This window comes from Burkholderia sp. IO2 (assembly GCF_029522185.1).
Taxonomy (GTDB): domain Bacteria; phylum Pseudomonadota; class Gammaproteobacteria; order Burkholderiales; family Burkholderiaceae; genus Burkholderia; species Burkholderia cenocepacia.
In genome coordinates this window covers 100,173-120,123 of the sequence record NZ_JAKWFH010000008.1, presented here as the reverse complement: position 1 = coordinate 120,123, position 19,951 = coordinate 100,173, and the positions used below count along the sequence as shown (strand labels likewise).

The following is a 19,951-nucleotide window of genomic DNA, read 5'->3' as shown; positions in this document are numbered from 1 at the left end:
GGCATCGCACACCATTTTTCACACCGATTCGCCGCCGCCCGCGCGGCCCTCGCCTGATCGCGGCGGCGCGCCGGCAGGCGCCCCGACGGCCCGCGAGCCGCCGCGCGGCTCGCGTGGGCACGCCTGTTGCGCCGGCGCATCTCGGTAGTCGACCGCCCTTGGCAGCCCGCCGCGGAGGACTACACTAATCCTTAATGGGGTGCGGCCGGATAACCGCGCCCTCAGGGAGACGCCGCCATGAATCGGCCGCTGAATCGTATCCTGCCGCGCGTGACCGGTCCCGCCTCGGTGTGGACGTGGGTCAAGTGGTCCTTGCTCGCCGCACTGTTGATCGCGGTCGCGATCGTCGCACGGCTCGTGCAGACCGAGATCGAAACGTCCCGGTTGCAGGCGCACTACCTGTCCGAGCTCACCCGCGACGTCGGCTACACGGTCGAGGCGGGGCCGAGCGATCACATCCGCTTCCCGGCAAACGGCCCGTACGACCAGCGCTTCGGCTACGCGATGATTCCCGCGTTCCAGCAGCGGCTGGTCGCACGCGGCTTCGTCGTCAGCGAGCAGGCGCGCGATTCGCAGCGGATGCTGTCGCTCGGCGAGCGCGGGCTGTTCCTCCCTTACGAAGAGAAAGACCAGACGGGCCTGATGCTGTTCGATTCGACCGGCTCGCCGCTGTTCGCGACCGTGTTTCCGCAGCGCGTCTATGCCGATTTCGACACGGTGCCGCGCGTGATCACCGATTCGCTGCTGTTCATCGAGGATCGCTACCTGCTCGATGCGAACGAGCCGAACCGCAACCCGGCGATCGACTGGGGACGCTTCAGCCGCGCGCTCGCCGACCAGGCGCTGCACGTCGTCAACCGCCACCAGGCGCGCCCGGGCGGCAGCACGCTCGCGACGCAGATCGAGAAGTTCCGCCATTCGCCCGAGGGCCGCACCGCGACGCCGCCCGAAAAGCTGCGGCAGATCGCCTCCGCGTCGGTGCGCGCCTACCTGAACGGTCCGCAGACGATGCTCGCGCGCCGCACGATCGTCGTGCGCTACCTGAACTCGGTGCCGCTCGCCGCGCGGCCGCACGTGGGCGAAATCACCGGCATCGGCGACGGTCTCGCCGCGTGGTACGGCCGCGACTTCAACGACGTGAATCGCGTACTGTCCGCGCCGACGACCGGCGACAACGTCGATCAGCAGGGCAAGACGTTCCGCGAGGTGTTGTCGCTGCTGATCGCGCAGCGCGCGCCGTCGTACTTCCTGAACCGCGGCTATCCGGCATTGCAGAAGCTGACCGACAGCTACCTGCGGCTGCTGTCGAACGGCGGCGTGATCTCGCCCGCGCTGCGCGATGCCGCGCTCGCCGCGCAGATCGAACGCAGCGCGCCGCCGGCCGCCGCGCGCGTGCAGTCGTTCGTGTCGCGCAAGGCCGTCACGTCCGCGCGCGCGTCGCTGCTGTCGGCGCTCGGCATCAGCGACCTGTACCAGCTCGACCAGCTCGATCTCCAGGCGACCAGCACGCTCGACAACGGCGTGCAGCAGGCGGTCGCCGCGCGGCTCGCGCAAGCGTCGACGCGTGAAGGCGCACAGGCCGCCGGCCTGTACGGTTTCGAAATGCTCGCGCCGAAGGACGACCCGTCGCACCTCACGTACAGCTTCACGCTGTACGAACACCGCAACGGCGCGAACCTGCTGCGCGTGCAGACCGACAGCGTGAACCAGCCGTTCGACGTGAATCGCGGCGGCCGCATCAATCTCGGCTCGACCGCGAAGCTGCGCACGCTGATCACGTACCTGCAGATCGTCTCCGACCTGCATGCGCGCTACGCGAACCTGTCGAACGCGGAGCTCGCGCGCGTGAAGCCCGATCCGATCGACGGGCTGTCGCGCTGGGCGCTCGACTATCTGTCGCATACGCGCGACCGCTCGCTGCAGGCGATGCTCGACGCCTCCGTCGAACGCAAGTATTCGGCGAGCCCGGACGTGTTCTACACGGGCGGCGGCGCGCAGGTGTTCTCCAACTTCGAGAAGTCGGACAACGGCCGCATCATGACGCTGCACGCGGCATTCGAGCATTCGGTGAACCTGGTGTTCGTGCGGCTGATGCGCGACATCGTCCACTACGAGACGCTGCAGGCGGCCGGGCCGTCGTCGTCGTGGCTCAACGATCCCGCGCAGCGCCAGCACTACCTGCAGCAATTCGTCGACGGCGAAAGCCAGGTCTACGTGAAGCGCTACTACACGCGCTATGCGGGCAAGGCGCCCGACGACGCACTCGCGCTGATGCTGCGCGACGTCCGCAAGTCGCCGCCGAAGCTCGCGACGGTGCTGCGCAGCGTCGCGCCGAACGAATCGCCCGCATGGTTCAATGCGCAGATGCGTGCGCAACTGAAGGGCACGCCGGCCGCGACGCTGTCCGACGACGATCTCGCCGCGCTCTACGCGAAATACGCGATCGACCGCTTCAATCTCAACGATCGCGGCTATATCGCGAGCGTCCATCCGCTCGCGCTGTGGACACTCAACTACCTGCGCGCGCATCCGGGCGCATCGCTCGCCGAGGTTCAGCGCGACAGCCGCGATGCGCGTTTCTACACGTATTCGTGGCTGTACAAGACCCGCTACCACGCGACGCAGGACCGGCGCATCCGCCGCATGGTCGAGCTGCGTGCGTACGCGGAGATCACGAAGTCGTGGCGCGCGCTCGGCTATCCGTTCGCGGAAGTGACGCCGTCGTATGCAGCCGCGATCGGCGCATCGGGCGACCAGCCCGACGCGCTCGCGAAACTGATCGGCCTGATCGCCAACGGCGGCCAGAAGGCGCCGACCGAAACGATCACGCGGCTCGATTTCGCGAAGGGCACGCCGTACGAAACGCGCTTCGTGCGCGCGGCCGCGCAGCCGCAGCCGATGCTGGCGCCGGAGATCGTCAACGTGACGCACACGCTGCTGCGCGACGTCGTGCTCAACGGCACCGCGCGCCGCCTCGCAGGCGGGCTCACGCTGCCGGACGGCAAGACGCTCGACGTGTACGGCAAGACGGGGACGGGCGACCAGCGCTTCAACGTCTATGCGCGCGGCGCGCGGCTGATCGAGTCGCGCAAGGTCAATCGCAGCGGCACCTTCGTGTTCGCACTCGGCGACCGGTTCTTCGGCGTGCTGACGGCGACCGCGCATGAGCCGTATGCGGCGCGCTACGACTTCACGAGCGCGATGGCCGTGCAGTTGCTGAAGTCGATGGCGCCGGCGCTCGCGCCGCTGATCGAACGCCCGGCCAGCGCCGGCACGCGCACCGCCGGACCGGCGCCGCAAGCGGAAACGCCCGCGCCGAACGCGGCGGCCGTGCAACCGTCGTGACGCGATCGCGGCCCGCAGGCGCCCGCGCCGATGCGCCGCTCAGAGCGAGCGGCCGTCGTAGTGCGTGACGGGCAGCGCGTCGAGGTCGACGCCTTCCAGGCAGCGCACGTTGATCGCGGCCATCGCGGTGCCGTCCGGATGGACGCCTTCGCCGAACGCATGAATCCCGCAGCGCTTGCAGAAGCGATGCTGGATCACGTGCTTGTTGAACATGTAGGTCGCGAGATGCTCGTCGGGCGTCAGCAGCTTCATGTGATCGCGCGGCACGAACCACATCAGCGCGCCCTTGCGCTGGCAGATCGAGCAGTTGCACGCCATCACGCCCTGCAGGTCACCTTCCGCCTCGAACGTCACGTCTCCGCAATGACAGCTTCCGCGATAAAGCATGGTCGTCTCCCGGTGCAGCCCGTGCGCATCGCCGGCGCCCGGGCGGGACACCGTTGGCCGGGCCGATCCAAGCGCGTACAGTAGCGCTCGCATGCGCCGCACGCAATGCCCGGGCGGCGCCCATCCCTCACCGACCCAGGAGACCGTCATGCTCGAACTGCGCCCCGGCTGCGAATGCTGCAACAAGGACCTGCCGCCCGATTCGGCGGAAGCGCGCATTTGCACATTCGAATGTACGTTTTGCGCGACCTGCGCGGACGACGTGCTGAAGGGCCGCTGCCCGAACTGCGGCGGCGACCTGGTCGCCCGCCCGCGGCGGCCGGCGAGCCTCCTCGCGAAGTACCCGCCGTCGACGGAACGCATCCACAAGCCGGGCGGTTGCGCGAACGCCTGACGGCACGCCGCCGGCGCCGCCCGCCTCGCGTCCGTCACGACATCTCGATCCGCGCGCGCGTCACCGCGAGCAGCATCGCCATCGCGTGGCGCGCGCCGTCCTCGTCGCGCACGCGGATCGCGTCGCTGACGGCCGTGTGCTCGGCAAGCGACGCGTTGTACACCTCGGCCCGGCGCGCGTTCAGCTGCAGTTGCGCCTCGAGCGTGCGATCGATCAGCGCGCCGAGCGGCACCAGCAGCTCGTTGCCGCCGGCCTCCAGCACGCTCAGGTGAAAGCGCAGGTCGGCGCGCACCCATTCGTCGACGTTGCGCGCGGCGGCCATCGCCCGCACCGCGTCGTCGATCGCGTCGAACGCTTCGGGCGTATGGGTGCGCGCGGCCAGCGCGGCCGCGTGCGGCTCGATCATCTCGCGCATCTCCTGCAGCTTCAGCGCGAACGCGAGCGGCGGCGCGACGCGCGCATACCAGTCGAGCAGGTCGGCATCGAGCAGGTTCCACGCACGACGCGGCCGCACGCGCGTGCCGACCTTCGGCCGCGATTCGACCAGCCCCTTCGACGTCAACGTGCGCAGCGCCTCGCGCATCACCGTGCGGCTCACGCCGTACATCTCCATCAGGTCGGGTTCCCTCGGCAGCAGCGATTCGGGCGGATAGTCGCCGCGCAGGATCGCCGTCGCGAGCCGGAAGGCCGTCTGTCCATGCAGGTCGCGTTGAATGATCGTTCTCCGTCGGGCGGGCTGCCCACTATCTGCACATTAATGCTATTAATACTATTTTTTATTCGACTACGCTAGGATAACCGCGAAAGCACGGATCGTGCGCCCCGGCCGCGCCGGTCAATCATGGAGACTCGCGTCATGAAAATCACCCGCCTCGAAACTTTCGTCGTTCCGCCCCGCTGGCTGTTCCTCAAGATCGAAACCGACGAGGGCATCATCGGCTGGGGCGAGCCGGTCGTCGAAGGCCGCGCGCACACCGTCGAGGCCGCCGTGCAGGAACTGGCCGACTACCTCGTCGGCCGCGACCCGCTGTTGATCGAGGATCACTGGCAGGTGATGTACCGCGCGGGCTTCTACCGCGGCGGCCCGATCATGATGAGCGCGATCGCGGGCGTCGACCAGGCGCTGTGGGACATCAAGGGCAAGCATCACGGCGTGCCCGTGCACGCGCTGCTGGGCGGCCAGGTACGCGACCGCATCAAGGTGTATTCGTGGATCGGCGGCGACCGCCCGAGCGACGTCGCGAACAATGCGCGCGCGGTCGTCGAGCGCGGCTTCAAGGCCGTGAAGATGAACGGCTCCGAAGAGCTGCAGATCGTCGACACCTACGACAAGGTCGAGCAGGTGATCGCGAACGTCGCGGCGGTGCGCGACGCGGTCGGCCCGCACGTCGGGATCGGCGTCGACTTCCACGGCCGCGTGCACAAGCCGATGGCGAAGGTGCTCGCGAAGGAACTCGACCCGTACAAGCTGATGTTCATCGAGGAGCCGGTGCTGTCGGAGAACGCCGAAGCGCTGCGCGACATCGTCAACCAGACCAACACGCCGATCGCGCTCGGCGAACGGCTGTACTCGCGCTGGGACTTCAAGCACATCCTCGCGGGCGGCTACGTCGACATCATCCAGCCGGACGCGTCGCACGCGGGCGGCATCACCGAGTGCCGCAAGATCGCGACGCTCGCGGAAAGCTACGACGTCGCGCTCGCGCTGCACTGCCCGCTCGGGCCGATCGCGCTCGCCGCGTGCCTGCAGCTCGACGCGGTCAGCTACAACGCATTCATCCAGGAACAGAGCCTCGGCATCCACTACAACCAGGGCAACGACCTGCTCGACTACCTGCGCAACCCTGAAGTGTTCCGCTACGAGGACGGCTTCGTCGCGATCCCGCAGGGCCCGGGGCTCGGCATCGACGTGAACGAGGAGAAGGTGCGCGAGATGGCGAAGACCGGCCATCGCTGGCGCAACCCGGTGTGGCGCCACGCGGACGGCAGCGTCGCCGAATGGTGATGAACGCGTGAGATGACGAAGCCGGGTGGCGCGGCACGCGCGCCGCGCCACACGTTCGACACGGCCGCCCCGACCAGGCGGCCGTTCTTGCATCCGCGCCACGCCCGCCGCGCGCCGGCATCTCGGGTCGGGCCGCGCCGTTCGGTCGTCAGCCCGTTCGGTCGTCAGCCGAGCGCCGCGAACCCCGGCACGCTGAACGACAGCACGGCCGCCGCGACGAACACGCCGATCATCGTCATCCCTTCGAGATGCAGGATGTTGCGGAACGTGTGCGCGTCCTCGGTCGACGCGGTGCGGCGCAGACGCGGCAGCGCCGAGAAGCGGTTGAGCCCGCCGAGCACCAGCGCGAGCGCGACGAGCAGCAGCTTCAGCAGCAACACGCGTCCCCACGTGCTGCCGTCGAGCGGCGCGAGCGAGCCGCCGAGCCCGCGGATCGCGTTGAGCACGCCCGTCCCGAGCACGAAGACCACCGCGACGATCGACGTGCGCGACAGGTGCTGGCCGATGCGGATCAGCGCGCCGCGCGCGACCGACGACCCGAGCGCCGGCAGCACCGCGAGCCCGCCCGCGAGCACGAGGCCGCCCCAGACGGCGGTGGCCAGCAGGTGCAGCGTCTGCACGCCGACCGCCGCGGACAGCACGCCGCTGTCGGCCGCATGGCCGAGCGACGCCTTGCCGGCCGCGACCACGATCACCGCGAGCCACAGCACCGCATGCGCGAGCGGGCCATCCGGCTTCGCGAGTGCGACGATCGCGAGCACCACCGCGCCGGCGAACGCGACGCTCCACGCGAAGCCCGTGTGCGTCTGCATCAGCATGACGGGGATCGCGGCGAACGCGCCGCCGAGCCCCGCGCCGCTCATCGTCGCGGCCTCGTAGACGAGCCAGCCGAGATCGGCGAGCACCAGCGCCAGCGCCGCCGCGACCAGCGAATGTTGCGCGCGCAGCCATGCGGGGTGCGACGGCGCGACGACCGGCCGCGCGCCGTCCTTGCCGAGCCACGCCTTGAGCAGCGCCGAGCCGACCGCCATCGCGAACGCCGCATCCATCAGCGCCGCGAGCGCGACCTGGCCGATCCACAAGCTGTCGAACTTCATCGCGCGCACCCTCCCGCAAGCGGCAGGCCGGCAATGCGGCGGCAACGGGACGGACAGCGTGAGGCAGGCAACGGCACGGTAAAAAACGTCATCGATGAATCCGGAAACGGGAGAAATGACTGGACCTGCGGCGCAGGCGCCGCGCGACCCGCGAGTCGCGAGTCGCGAGTCGCGAGTCGCGAGTGTACGGTCTTCGATGGTGAAAACGCACGCCGGTTCACACGGCCCCACCGCAATGCGCGTCAAATTGTCGCAAGTCGCAAACAGACAGGAACCGATGTCCTTTCGTCAAATAGCCGTCATTACCCATCGATGATAGAATGCCGCGTCGCAGCAGCCCGGCTGTCCTGCCGTCCATGCGCCGAGCCGATCGTAGCCCGGACAAGGTCCCCGACGAATAAACATGGAGTCTCGTGTGTCTTCAAGACGCCTCTTCCGTCCGCTGCTCGCCGTTCTGATGATCGGCGGCGCGGGCCTTATGAGCGCTGCCCAAGCGCAGACCAAGCCCACGGAGCAAGCGCACGCCCAGCAGGCGCCGCTCAAGGCACCCGATACCATGGCCGAGCGCGTGCGCGGCTGTACCGCATGCCACGGCGTCCACGGCCAGGGCACGGACAACGACTATTTCCCGCGTCTTGCCGGCAAGCCGGCCGAGTACCTGTACAACCAGCTCGTCAACTTCCGCGACGGCCGGCGCAAGTACCCGCCGATGAACTACCTGCTGACGTATCTGAGCGACGACTACCTGCGCGAAATCGCCGAGCATTTCTCGGCCGAACGTCCGCCGTACCCGACGCCGGCGAAGCCGACGCTGCCGGCCGCGACGCTCGCACGCGGCAAGCAGCTCGTCACGCAGGGCGACCCGTCCCGCAAGCTGCCGGCTTGCGTAGCCTGCCACGGCGCAGGGCTGACCGGCATGCAGCCGGCGATCCCGGGCCTCGTCGGCCTGCACGCCGATTACCTGAGCGCGCAGCTCGGCGCATGGCGCTCGGGCAACCGCCACGCGAAGGCACCCGATTGCATGCACGACATCGCCGCGAAGCTTTCCGACGAAGACGTGACGGCCGTGACCGCATGGCTCGCCGCGCAACCGGCGCCCGCCAACCCCGTGCCGGCCCCGGCGCGTTCGATGAAGACTCCGCTCGCCTGCGGCAGCGAACCGCAATAAGGCAAGGGAGACAGACACAATGAAACGCAAGTCCCTGTTTGCACTCTCGGCCGTCGCGATCGTCGCGGCTGCCGCCCTCGTGCCGGTCCTGTGGCCGGGCAACGACACACTGCACGGCGCTGCCGCCGTCGCGGCCACGCCGGCCGACCAGGCCGCGCTGATCAAGAAGGGCGAATACCTCGCGCGCGTCGGCGACTGTATCGCGTGCCACACCGTGCGCGGCGGCAAGTCGTTCGCGGGCGGCCTGCCGATGGCGACGCCGTTCGGCACGATGTACACGCCGAACATCACGCCGGACGATCAGAACGGTATCGGCAAGTGGACGTCGGACGACTTCTACCGCGCGATGCACACGGGCCGCTCGAAGGACGGCAGCCTGCTGTACCCGGGCTTCCCGTTCGCGAGCTACACGAAGGTCACGCGCGCCGATTCGGACGCGATCTACGCGTACCTGCGTTCGGTCCCGCCGGTGTCGGTGCCGAGCCGTCCGCACGAACTGAAGTTCCCGTTCAACAACCGCAACCTGCTGATCGGCTGGCGCACGCTGTTCTTCAAGGAAGGCGAATACAAGCCGGACCCGACGAAGTCGGTCGAATGGAACCGCGGCGCATATCTCGTCGAAGGCCTCGGCCATTGCTCGATGTGCCACACGTCGATCAACATGATGGGCGGCCCGGTGAGCTCGTCGGCGTTCGCCGGCGGCCTGATCCCGCTGCAGAACTGGTATGCGCCGTCCCTGACGAACGACAAGGAACTCGGCCTCGGCGACTGGCACGTGCAGGAGCTGTCCGACCTGCTGCAGGCCGGCGTGTCGCAGAAGGGTGCGGTATTCGGCCCGATGGCGGACGTGGTCCACAACAGCCTGCAGTACATGACCGACGAAGATACGCGCGCGATGTCGACGTACCTGAAGTCGATCCCGCAGAAGGCTGAAGCGCCGAAGAACATGCAGTACGAGCCGTCGAAGCAGTTCGGCAACGCGCTGTTCGACCAGGGCAAGAAGATCTACGCGGACAACTGCGCGACCTGCCACGCCGAAACCGGCGCCGGCAAGCCGCCGGCCTATCCGCCGCTCGCGGGCAACCACTCGATCATGATGGAATCGGCCGTCAACCCGATCCGCATGGTGCTGAATGGCGGCTATCCGCCGAGCACGTTCAAGAATCCGCGTCCGTACGGGATGCCGCCGTTCGCACAGTCGCTGTCGAACCAGGAAGTCGCGGCGGTCGTCACGTATATCCGGATGTCTTGGGGTAACAACGGTACGCCGATCTCGCCGCAACAGGTGAGCGACCTGCGTTCCGCGCCGCTCGACTAAGAAGCGGCTCACACAAACGGGGCGCGGCTGCGGGAAACCGCGGCCGCGCCCTTTTGCTTTTTGGCTGTTTTGCGATGCAGGTTTGCCGCGCGGGCCGCGCGACGCATCGCCGATCATAAAACTCAAGAGTGGTATCTATGTCTTTCGAATCTCTCGGCCTGGCCGAACCGCTGGTCAAGGCGGTCAACGAGCTCGGCTACACGTCGCCGACCCCGATCCAGCAGCAGGCGATCCCGGCCGTCCTCGGCGGCGGCGACCTGCTTGCCGGCGCACAGACCGGCACCGGCAAGACCGCCGGCTTCACGCTGCCGATCCTGCAACGCCTGCACACGTTCTACGCCGAGCACCGTGGCGCGAAGCGCGCGGTGCGCGCGCTGATCCTCACGCCGACGCGCGAACTCGCCGCCCAGGTCGAGGAAAGCGTCCGTGCGTACAGCAAGTACCTGAAGCTGCGCTCGACCGTGATGTTCGGCGGCGTCAGCATCAATCCGCAGATCGATGCGCTCAAGCGCGGCGTCGACATCGTCGTCGCGACGCCAGGCCGCCTGCTCGATCACATGCAGCAGAAGACCATCGACTTGTCGGATCTCGACATCCTCGTGCTCGACGAAGCCGACCGGATGCTCGACATGGGCTTCATCCACGACATCAAGCGCGTGCTCGCGAAGCTGCCGCCGCAGCGTCAGAACCTGCTGTTCTCGGCCACCTTCTCCGATGAAATCAAGGCGCTCGCCGACAGCCTGCTCGACTCGCCCGCCCTGATCGAAGTCGCGCGCCGCAACACGACCGCCGAGAGCGTCGCGCAGAAGATCCACCCGGTCGATCGCGACCGCAAGCGCGAGCTGCTCACGCACCTGATCCGCGAACACAACTGGTTCCAGGTGCTCGTGTTCACGCGCACCAAGCACGGCGCGAACCGGCTTGCCGAGCAGCTGACGAAGGACGGCATCAGCGCGATGGCGATCCACGGCAACAAGAGCCAGTCGGCCCGCACGCGCGCGCTGGCCGAGTTCAAGAACAGCACGCTGCAGGTGCTCGTCGCGACCGATATCGCCGCGCGCGGGATCGACATCGACCAGTTGCCGCACGTCGTCAACTTCGACCTACCGAACGTGCCCGAGGATTACGTGCACCGGATCGGCCGCACGGGCCGCGCGGGGGCGACCGGCGAAGCCGTGTCGCTCGTGTGCGTCGACGAGAAGCAGTTGCTGCGCGACATCGAGCGGCTGATCAAGCGCGAGATCCCGCAGGAAGTGATCGCGGGCTTCGAACCCGATCCGAACGCGAAGCCGGAGCCGATCCAGCAGCGCCGCGGGCAGCAGCAACCGCGTGGCGGTGGCGGCGGCGGCAATCGCCAGCCGCGCGCCGGCGGCTCAGGCCAGCCGGCCGCAAAACGCGACGGCCACGCGCAACCGAAGGCCGCGCAGCAGAAGGCCGCGAAGCCGCGCACGCAAGGCGGTGCCGGCGCCGGTGGTAACGGCGGCGGACGTCCGGCGGGCGGCGGCAACGGCGCCCGCCCGGCGAACGGCAACGCCGCGCACGCGAACCGCAACCGTTCGTCGCGCAGCGGCCAGCGCGGTCACTGAAGCCGCGCGGCCGCGCGCCGCAGGTGCTCGACCTGGCGTTGCCAGCGTGCGAGCACCGCGGCGCGCTCCCCTTCCAGCGTGAACGTGACGCCTGTCGCGAGACGCGCATAGCCGACCCGCTGCGCATCGCCGTGCGCGATCGTCGCAGCGAATCCGGCCAGTCCGCCGAAGTCTCCTTCGAGCGGCGCCATCTCCAGTTGCGCCTGAAAGAACGCACCGTCCGCGACGAGCGTCAACGCGGCCGTGCGCCGCTGCGCGATCGCGCGCGCCGCCCGCGACTGCGGCCAGAGCGCGATCAGCAGCGTGCGCGCATCGCGTGCATAGATCTCGCCGACGCCGAGCAGCGTCGTGCGCAACTGGCCGTCGTCGGTCGCGACGATCAGCGATGCGGCCATGTCGGCATGACGCTCGAGTGCGGTGCCGTCGAACCGCGACACGACGGTGGGCGGCCACGCGTCGAACGTCCATTGTTCGAGCGCGTGGCGATGGGTATCGGTCATGATGGCGTGGCCCCGGTGCGGATCGGATGAGGATGCGCCAGCATACGCGCGGCGGGCCGTGCCGCGGCGATCAGCGCAGGAAAACGTGCCGCGTGATCTTCGTAAGCGGATAGTGGACGCCCGGCTGGATCTTCGCGGGCAGGTCGAGCGGCTTGAGCAGCATCTTCACGCACATGTCGGCCGACAGGTTGCGCCGGACGAGCGAATTGATGCGCGCGGCGCGCTCGCGGTTGTACTGGCTGTCGCCGACGCGATCCGGATAGCGGATCGCGAACACGTGGCGCAGCGCGATCTCGGAATCCTCGTTCTTGATTTCCATCACGCGGCGCGCGAGCGCGCCGAGCACCGCGAGCCGGCCGTTGCCTTCGACCTGGTTGTACTTCTTGAAGAACTTGAAGAAGTGCTTGTAGTGACGCACTTCGTCCGTGCGGATGTTGTCGGTGATTTCCTTCAGCACCGGCTCGTCCGAGCATTCGTTGATCGCGCGATAGAGCGTGGCCGTGCCCGTCTCGACGACGCAGCGTGCGACCATTTCGAGCGCGCGGGTTTTTTCGAACGCCTCGACCGAGCAGGTCTTCGAATACTCGGCAAAGAAATTCGCGAACGCGGTATCCCAGTCGAACTCGGGCCACACGTGCGCGATGTACGCCTTCAGCGCGCGGCCGTGCTGCAATTCTTCGTGCTCCCATGCATTGTTGAGCCATGCGGAGACTTCCGGATCGTCATTGAAGAATTCGCTCAGATTGCTCGTATAGAGATCCGAGCCGCTCTCGATGAACGACGACGCGCACAGCAGCAGCAGCAGATCCTCGTTCGCGGCGGCACGCTGACGATCGATCCGGTTCAGGTCGATGTCCTCGATACGCCACGGCATCACATGCGTCGTTTTGGTGTCCATGGTAGTGCGCTCCCAGTCGTCGCGCGGAGGCCGGCCCGTGCCTGGGGCACAGGCGCCAGCCGATCCGCAGGCGGCGTTTTACTTGCGTTTATAGTGAATCGGTCCGGCCGAACCATCTTGGCATCTTAGCCGGACTTTGATGTTCGTGCTCCAGAGCACTGACCATACCCGACGAGCGCAGTTCCACGGCGTCTGTTGCCGTGCGTTAGACGAGTCCTTCAAACCGCTTGCGCGTGCTCGATGGCAGGCGCCGCGCCAAATGAAAACGGGCGGCCGTCGGGCCGCCCGTCATGCCGGGACACTGCCAAGCAAGCTGGAAGCGATCCGTCAGAAACCGGCCGCCAGCCCGTCGCGCCGGCTGTCGCTCGCGGCCACGTAGCCGCGCTCCGGATCGTCGGGATCGAGGCGCCAGACGAACTGCCCCGAGCCGAAATCCATGTAAGGATCGTCGATCGACTTGATCGTATGGCCGCGCGCGGCCAGCGCGTCGACCGTCGCGCGGTTCATCGTCGCCTCGACGTCGAGCGTGAAGTCGCGGTTGACCTTCCAGCGCGGCGCGCAACACGCGGCCTGCGGTTGCTGGCCATAGCCGAGCATCCGCACGATGGTCTGCAGGTGGCCTTGCGGCTGCATGTCGCCGCCCATCACGCCGAAGCTCATCACCGCCTCGGTGCGGCCATTGGCTTCCTCGGTGACGAACGCCGGGATGATCGTGTGGAACGGCCGCTTGCCGCCCGCGACGACGTTCGGCGAAGCCGGGTCCATCGAGAAGCCGTGCCCGCGGTTCTGCAGCGCAATGCCCGTGCCGGGGACGACGAGCCCCGAACCGAAGCCCATGTAGTTCGACTGGATGAAGCTCACCATCATCCCGCGCTCGTCGGCCGCCGACAGGTAGATCGTGCCGCCCGAATGCGGACGGCCGGCGGCGAAGTGCGTCGCCCGCGCGCGATCGATCAGCTTCGCGCGTTCGGCGAGATACGCATCGTCGAGCATCTGTTCGGGCGTGACCTCCATCGCGCGCGGATCGGCGACGTAGCGATAGACGTCCGCGAACGCAAGCTTCATCGCCTCGATCTGCAGATGCTGCGAATCGACCGAGTCGACCGGCCATTCGGTCACGCCCGCATGCTCGGCGATGCCGAGCGCGATCAGCGCGGCGATACCCTGCCCGTTCGGCGGAATCTCGTGAATCGTGTGGCGGCCGAAGCGCTTGCCGATCGGCTCGACCCATTCCGGCCGGTACGCGCGCAGGTCGGCTTCCGTCAGCGAGCCGCCGCCTTCGCGCGCGAACGCGGCGATACGCTCGGCGAGCGCCCCTTCGTAGAACGCACGGGCGCCGTCCTTCGCGAGCGTGCGCAGCGTCTGCGCATGACCGGGCAGGCACACGCGTTCGCCGACGAGCGGTGCGCGGCCGCGCGGCATGAAGGTGTCCGCGAAGCCCGGCAGGCCCTGCAGTTCGGGAACGGCCGCCGCCCACTTGTGCGCGACGATCGGCGGCACCGAATAGCCGCGCTCCGCGATCTCGATCGCCGGCTCGAGCAGGTCCGCGAACGGCAGCGAACCGAACTTCGCGTGCAGCGCTTCCCAGCCCGCGATCACGCCCGGCACCGTGACGGTGTCCCAGCCGCGCGTCGGCTTGTTCGCGATGCCGTGCGCGTCCTCACCGTGGCGCTTGCGAAAGTAGTCGACGTTCCAGGCGGCCGGCGCCACGCCCGATGCGTTCAGCCCGGACAGCCGCTCGCCGTCCCACACGAGCGCGAATGCATCGCCGCCGAGCCCGCACGACACGGGCTCGACGACCGTGATCGCGGCGGCGGCGGCCAGCGCCGCGTCCACCGCGTTGCCGCCCTTCCACAGCATCCGCAACCCGGCCTGCGCGGCCAGCGGGTGCGACGTCGACACGACGTTGCGCGCGAACACCGGAATGCGGGTCGTCGGATACGGGTTGTGCCAGTTGAAGCCACTCATCGATACCACCTCGTCGAAAGCTGAATGAACGTGCCCCGCGTGAACGGGCAATCCGCCATTGCAGCGCGATCCGCGCGATCGCACAAATTCATTTGTCAAATGAATCCATGCGTTTTCTACATGAATCGCGCGCGGCGATGTTCCGCAGGCCGGCCGAACGCCGTTGCCGCCCTTACAATACCCGCTCCGTCTCACGACACGACCATCGAGCCATGACCCGAGATCCCCGCCTCACCCTCAACGCGCGCCAGCAGGAATTGCTCGAATGGGTGCAGCGCGACGGCTTCGTGACCGTCGACGATCTCGCCGCGCACTTCGCGGTGACGCCGCAGACGATTCGCCGCGACGTGAACTGGCTCGCCGACCTGAACCTGCTGCGCCGCTACCACGGCGGCGCGAGCCTGCCGACCAGCTCGGAGAACGTGTCGTACACCGCGCGCCAGCGGATGTTCCACGACGAGAAGCGGCGCATCGCGGCGCTCGCGGCGTCGCACATCCCCGACCAGGCGTCGCTGTTCATCAACCTCGGCACGACGACCGAGGAAGTCGCGCGCGCGCTGAACCGCCATCACGGGCTGCACGTGATCACGAACAACCTGAACGTCGCGTCGATGATGAGCGGCTACCCCGACTGCGAGGTGCTGATCACGGGCGGCATCGTGCGGCCGTGGGACAAGGGCATCGTCGGCGAGCTCGCGATCGACTTCATCCGCCAGTTCAAGGTCGACTACGCGATCATCGGCACGTCGGCGATCGAGGCCGACGGCACGCTGCGCGATTTCGACACGCGCGAGGTGCGCGTCGCCGAGGCGATCATGCAGCATGCGCGCACGGTCTACCTCGTGACCGACCATTCGAAGGTCGGCCGCCCGGCGCTGGTGCGCCAGGGCCATCTGAGCCAGGTGCATGCGCTCTTCACCGACAAGCCGCTGCCGCCCGAAATGGCCGATACGGTGGCGGCCGCCGGCACCCAGGTGTACGTCGCGGAATGACCGTTGCGATGCTGCACCGCACCTGAAACTTCAAGTGAAATCAAGAAGTTGGCGCCGCGCGCAAACCGCTTGTGGCGGGTCCTTCTGTCAAACGGAAAATTAACGGGGCACGATTTGTCGTTGCCTGCGCGCTCGACTAGACTCCAGTTCCCCGGCCCGTTCGCCGATCCGCCTGTGCCAGGGCGGTGCGAATCGCAGGGCCGGCGAAGACAGCTTTCCCCCCAAGCCATACCCCGCGGGGTATCGCGCGTCGGCGGTGCGCCGGCCGCGCGGGCAGTCCGATTGCCATGGAGAGAAACGATGCTGAGTCCGCATGAATTCGCCACGCTATTGCTTGTGAAGGACGCGCCTGATCAGCGCGACATGGATCGGGATGAACTGGACATCCTGCTCGAACAACAGCTCGTCCGCCTGGAAGGGCTCGGCTCGGGGCGCAAATACTGCGTGACCGAGACCGGCGACGCCGCGCTGCGATCCATCAAATACCGCTATTCGTAAGCTCCGCCGTTCCCTGACCTGAACCTGCTCGCGCGGCCGGAATCGGCCGCGCGGTCGTTCCTGCCTCCCGCCTGCCCGTTCGTCGCCGTCGGCCTCAACCGCCGCGCAGCGTCGGATCGACCGCCGCCCGCCAGCTGATGGCCTGCGCACGCGCCCCGTTGAAATACGCGATCCAGCCGGCGCGTGCCGCCGCGTCAGGCGCCACATAGTGGGTCGAAAGTTCGTTTACGAACGCACAATAGTTCGCTTCGGTCAGCCCGCGATACCGTTTCGCCACGTACGCGTCGTACAGCGTCGAGTAGACCGGCTGCGCGTCCGCGCCCCAGTCGCGCGCCGCGCCGCCGCACGACGTCTGCAGGTCGACGAACGACGGCGCCCGCCAGTTGCCGGCGAGCGGCGGCATACCCGCGCCGCACCCCGCCAGAAGGACGGCGCACACGCCGACCCACATCCCAATACGCATGATTCACCTCGCGAAACGGTCGATTCCGCCAGTATCGTCCGGGATCGTGTCGCGCGCTACTGGCCCCGCTTTTTCGAACTTTACTTTTTCGATTCCGTTCGTTAAATTTCGAATTCGAACATTTCATGTTCGCCCCATTTCAACAGACGATAAGGACAGCAGGTGACCCAACCGAATCGCTACGATCTGCTCGTCGTCGGCGGCGGCATCAACGGCGCGGGGATCGCGCGCGATGCGGCCGGCCGCGGCCTGTCGGTCATGCTCTGCGAGCAGGACGACCTCGCGTCGCATACGTCGTCGTCCAGCACGAAGCTGATTCACGGCGGCCTGCGTTACCTCGAGTACAACGAGTTCGGACTGGTGCGCAAGGCGCTGCAGGAGCGCGAAACGCTGCTGCGCGCGGCGCCGCACATCATGTGGCCGCTGCGCTTCGTGATGCCGCACATGCCGAACCTGCGCCCGGCCTGGCTGATCCGCATCGGCCTGTTCCTCTACGATCACCTCGCGAAACGCGAGCTGCTGCCCGGCTCGCGCGGCATCGACATGCGCCGCCATGCGGCCGGCGCGCCGCTGATCGACTCCATCAAGCGCGGCTTCGTGTATTCCGACGGCTGGGTCGACGACGCCCGCCTCGTCGTGCTGAACGCGATGGACGCGAAGGAGCGCGGCGCCGAGATCCTGACGCGCACGAAGCTCGTGTCCGCCGAACGCCGCGGCGACGAATGGGAAGCGCGGCTGCAGCAGGCCGACGGTTCGATCCGCGTCGTGCAGGCGCGCGCGATCGCAAACGCGGCCGGCCCGTGGGTCGGCGACGTGCTGCACGGCGCGCTCGGCCGCGGCGCGCATCACAGCGTGCGGCTCGTGAAGGGCAGCCACATCATCACGCGCCGCCTGTTCGATCACGATCACGCGTACATCTTCCAGAACCCGGACAAGCGGATCATCTTCGCTATTCCGTACGAGCACGACTTCACGCTGATCGGCACGACCGACGTCGAATACACGAGCGATCCGGCGAAGGTCGCGATCGATCGCGACGAGACGCAGTACCTGTGCGATTCGATCAACCGCTATTTCAAGCGCAAGATCTCGCCGGCAGACGTGCACTGGACCTATTCGGGCGTGCGCCCGCTGCTGGAAGACGAGAACGCGGCGAACGCATCGGCCGTCACGCGCGACTATCGCCTTGAACTCGACGACGGCGCGGGCGCGCCGCTGCTGTCGGTGTTCGGCGGCAAGATCACGACGTTCCGCAAGCTCGCGGAAGAAGCCGGCGACATGCTGTGCCGCGCGCTCGGCCGCGACGCGAAGACCTGGACGGCCGGCGTCGCGCTGCCGGGCGGCGACATCGCGGACGCGAAGTTCGACGGGTTCGCCAGCGCGTTCGCGAAACGCCACCCGTGGCTGCCCGCCGCGCTCGCGCGCCGCTATGCACGGGCGTACGGCACGCGTGCGGAGCGCGTGGTGGCGGACGCGAAGTCGCTCGCCGATCTCGGCGCCGAAATCGCGCCGGGCATCCACGATGCCGAACTCCGCTACCTGCGCGACGCCGAATGGGCGACCTGCGCGCAGGACGTGCTGTGGCGCCGCTCGAAGCTCGGGCTGCACGTCGCGCCCGGCACGCTCGACGCCGTGACCGCCGCGGTCGACGCATGGTTCGCCGCCGCGCATGCGCCGCACGCCTGATCCGAATGCAGTTGCAGTTGCCTGACCGACGTTGACTCACCGACGCGCCGCTCACATGCGGCGCGCATCACAACTAAGCCAATCCACGGATGGAGATGAGAGACATGCAGGACCAGTACATCCTCGCGCTTGACCAGGGCACCACGAGTTCCCGCGCGATGCTGTTCGATCGCCAGGGCAATATCGTATCGATCGCCCAGAAGGAATTCGAACAGATCTACCCGCAACCCGGCTGGGTCGAGCACGACCCGCAGGAAATCTGGTCGACGCAAGCCGGCGTCGCCGCGGAAGCCGTCACGCGCACGGGCCTGAACGGCACGTCGATCGCCGCGATCGGCATCACGAACCAGCGCGAAACCACGATCGTCTGGGATCGCGAGACGGGCCAGCCCGTCTACAACGCGATCGTCTGGCAGGATCGCCGCACGGCCGACTTCTGCGACTCGCTGAAGAAGCAGGGCCTCGAAGCGAAGGTGCGCGCGAAGACCGGCCTGCCGATCGACTCGTACTTCTCCGCGACGAAGATCCGCTGGATCCTCGACAACGTGCCGGGCGCGCGCGACAAGGCGCGCCAGGGCAAGCTCGCGTTCGGCACCGTCGACAGCTGGCTCGTGTGGAACTTCACGAAGCATGAGCTGCACGTGACCGACGTGACCAACGCGTCGCGCACGATGCTGTTCAACATCCATACGCGCGAGTGGGACAGCGAGCTGCTCGAACTGCTCGACATCCCGCGCAGCATGCTGCCCGAAGTGAAGGCGTCATCGGAAATCTACGGCCACACGAAGACCACCGTGTTCGCATCGAAGATTCCGCTCGCGGGCATCGCCGGCGACCAGCATGCGGCGCTGTTCGGCCAGATGTGCACGACGTCGGGCATGGTGAAGAACACCTACGGCACCGGCTGCTTCCTGATGATGAACACCGGCGACAAGCCGATCGAATCGAAGAACAACCTCGTCACGACGATCGCCTGGCAGATCGGCGACGACGTACAGTACGCGCTCGAAGGCAGCATCTTCATCGCGGGCGCGGTCGTGCAGTGGCTGCGCGACGGCGTCGGCCTCATCAAGACGGCCGCGGAAATCGAGGCGCTCGCCGCCAGCGTGCCGCATACCGACGGCGTGTATCTCGTGCCGGCCTTCGCCGGCCTCGGCGCGCCGCACTGGAACGCGCGGGCGCGCGGCTCGGTGTTCGGCGTCACGCGCGGCACGAGCGCCGCGCATCTGGCGCGCGCGGCGCTCGATGCGATCGCGTACCAGTCGCTCGACGTGCTGGCCGCGATGGAAGCCGATTCGGGCATCAGCATCGGCGAGCTGCGGGTGGACGGCGGCGCGAGCGCGAACGACCTGCTGATGCAGTTCCAGGCCGACCTGCTCGGCGTCGATGCCGTGCGCCCGCAGATTACCGAGACGACCGCGCTCGGCGCGGCCTACCTCGCGGGCCTCGCGATCGGCTACTGGAAGAACCTCGACGAAGTGCGCGACCAGTGGCAGCTCGATCGCCGCTTCGCACCGTCGATGCCGAAGGAGCAGGTCGAGCAGCGCATGGCCGGCTGGCAGCGGGCGGTGCGCGCCGCGAAGGCATGGGCCGACGACGCCCAGTAATCCGAATCAGTCCGGACGACATACAACAACACCGGCGGA

General features: G+C 67.8%; 17 protein-coding genes. 10 read left to right on the top strand and 7 right to left on the bottom strand.

What is annotated here, in order from left to right:
* Positions 1 to 237: 237 nt before the first annotated feature.
* Entirely contained in the window at positions 238 to 3,345 is a 3,108-nt protein-coding gene (locus MMB92_RS07300; protein WP_212066460.1) for a transglycosylase domain-containing protein, read from the top strand.
* A 39-nt stretch (positions 3,346 to 3,384) separates the two neighbouring features.
* On the opposite strand, the gene MMB92_RS07295 is transcribed toward MMB92_RS07300, so the two are convergent.
* The gene (locus tag MMB92_RS07295; protein ID WP_043205698.1) at positions 3,385 to 3,732 is read right to left on the bottom strand and encodes a GFA family protein; all 348 of its coding nucleotides are present in this window, start codon (positions 3,730 to 3,732) and stop codon (positions 3,385 to 3,387) included.
* A 148-nt stretch (positions 3,733 to 3,880) separates the two neighbouring features.
* On the opposite strand from MMB92_RS07295, the gene MMB92_RS07290 reads away from it, so the two are divergent.
* On the top strand, positions 3,881 to 4,126 hold the full coding sequence (locus MMB92_RS07290; protein WP_048989297.1) for a DUF1272 domain-containing protein: 246 nt from the start codon (positions 3,881 to 3,883) through the stop codon (positions 4,124 to 4,126).
* Positions 4,127 to 4,160: 34 nt separating this feature from the next.
* Here the strand turns inward: MMB92_RS07290 and MMB92_RS07285 are convergent, their stop codons facing one another.
* Positions 4,161 to 4,844: a FadR/GntR family transcriptional regulator gene (locus MMB92_RS07285; RefSeq protein WP_034178258.1), complete on the bottom strand. Its 684-nt coding sequence runs from the start codon at positions 4,842 to 4,844 to the stop codon at positions 4,161 to 4,163.
* A gap of 138 nt (positions 4,845 to 4,982) precedes the next feature.
* On the opposite strand from MMB92_RS07285, the gene dgoD reads away from it, so the two are divergent.
* Positions 4,983 to 6,131 (top strand): galactonate dehydratase, encoded by a 1,149-nt coding sequence (dgoD, locus tag MMB92_RS07280; protein WP_006483258.1) that lies wholly within the window; start codon positions 4,983 to 4,985, stop codon positions 6,129 to 6,131.
* Between the two features lie 164 nt (positions 6,132 to 6,295).
* On the opposite strand, the gene MMB92_RS07275 is transcribed toward dgoD, so the two are convergent.
* Entirely contained in the window at positions 6,296 to 7,228 is a 933-nt protein-coding gene (locus MMB92_RS07275; RefSeq protein WP_006483260.1) for a CopD family protein, read from the bottom strand.
* Between the two features lie 403 nt (positions 7,229 to 7,631).
* Here MMB92_RS07275 and MMB92_RS07270 point away from each other — a divergent pair, with 403 nt between their 5' ends.
* From MMB92_RS07270 to MMB92_RS07260, 3 genes are all read left to right on the top strand, one after another.
* Positions 7,632 to 8,396, top strand: a complete 765-nt coding sequence (locus tag MMB92_RS07270; RefSeq protein WP_006483254.1) for a c-type cytochrome — start codon at positions 7,632 to 7,634, stop codon at positions 8,394 to 8,396.
* A gap of 19 nt (positions 8,397 to 8,415) precedes the next feature.
* Complete coding sequence (locus MMB92_RS07265) at positions 8,416 to 9,714, top strand: cytochrome c (RefSeq protein ID WP_006477897.1); 1,299 nt, start codon at positions 8,416 to 8,418, stop codon at positions 9,712 to 9,714.
* 137 nt (positions 9,715 to 9,851) lie between these two features.
* Positions 9,852 to 11,300, top strand: coding sequence for a DEAD/DEAH box helicase (locus MMB92_RS07260; RefSeq protein WP_034201401.1), 1,449 nt, complete (start codon positions 9,852 to 9,854; stop codon positions 11,298 to 11,300).
* Here MMB92_RS07260 and MMB92_RS07255 read toward each other — a convergent pair.
* The 3 genes from MMB92_RS07255 to MMB92_RS07245 all read right to left on the bottom strand — a co-directional run bounded on the left by MMB92_RS07255 (position 11,294) and on the right by MMB92_RS07245 (position 14,666).
* Complete coding sequence (locus MMB92_RS07255; protein ID WP_006484466.1) at positions 11,294 to 11,800, bottom strand: hypothetical protein; 507 nt, start codon at positions 11,798 to 11,800, stop codon at positions 11,294 to 11,296. The genes MMB92_RS07260 and MMB92_RS07255 overlap by 7 nt on opposite strands.
* 70 nt (positions 11,801 to 11,870) lie before the next feature.
* On the bottom strand, positions 11,871 to 12,698 hold the full coding sequence (locus MMB92_RS07250; protein ID WP_006484464.1) for a ferritin-like domain-containing protein: 828 nt from the start codon (positions 12,696 to 12,698) through the stop codon (positions 11,871 to 11,873).
* Positions 12,699 to 13,025: 327 nt separating this feature from the next.
* Complete coding sequence (locus MMB92_RS07245; protein ID WP_060263457.1) at positions 13,026 to 14,666, bottom strand: gamma-glutamyltransferase family protein; 1,641 nt, start codon at positions 14,664 to 14,666, stop codon at positions 13,026 to 13,028.
* Positions 14,667 to 14,878: 212 nt separating this feature from the next.
* Here MMB92_RS07245 and MMB92_RS07240 point away from each other — a divergent pair, with 212 nt between their 5' ends.
* Together MMB92_RS07240 and MMB92_RS07235 are read left to right on the top strand one after the other, a co-directional pair.
* Positions 14,879 to 15,658: a DeoR/GlpR family DNA-binding transcription regulator gene (locus tag MMB92_RS07240; RefSeq protein ID WP_006493999.1), complete on the top strand. Its 780-nt coding sequence runs from the start codon at positions 14,879 to 14,881 to the stop codon at positions 15,656 to 15,658.
* A gap of 300 nt (positions 15,659 to 15,958) precedes the next feature.
* Positions 15,959 to 16,156 carry a hypothetical protein gene (locus MMB92_RS07235; protein WP_006477892.1) on the top strand — a complete coding sequence of 66 codons (198 nt, stop codon included), beginning with the start codon at positions 15,959 to 15,961 and terminating at the stop codon, positions 16,154 to 16,156.
* Positions 16,157 to 16,250: 94 nt separating this feature from the next.
* Here MMB92_RS07235 and MMB92_RS07230 read toward each other — a convergent pair whose 3' ends face one another.
* Complete coding sequence (locus MMB92_RS07230) at positions 16,251 to 16,619, bottom strand: hypothetical protein (protein ID WP_012492423.1); 369 nt, start codon at positions 16,617 to 16,619, stop codon at positions 16,251 to 16,253.
* Between the two features lie 162 nt (positions 16,620 to 16,781).
* Between MMB92_RS07230 and glpD the strand changes: the two genes are divergently transcribed.
* Positions 16,782 to 18,305: a glycerol-3-phosphate dehydrogenase gene (gene glpD / locus MMB92_RS07225; protein ID WP_124675366.1), complete on the top strand. Its 1,524-nt coding sequence runs from the start codon at positions 16,782 to 16,784 to the stop codon at positions 18,303 to 18,305.
* 104 nt (positions 18,306 to 18,409) lie between these two features.
* The gene (gene glpK, locus MMB92_RS07220; RefSeq protein WP_006497360.1) at positions 18,410 to 19,912 is read left to right on the top strand and encodes a glycerol kinase GlpK; all 1,503 of its coding nucleotides are present in this window, start codon (positions 18,410 to 18,412) and stop codon (positions 19,910 to 19,912) included.
* Positions 19,913 to 19,951 lie beyond the last annotated feature (39 nt).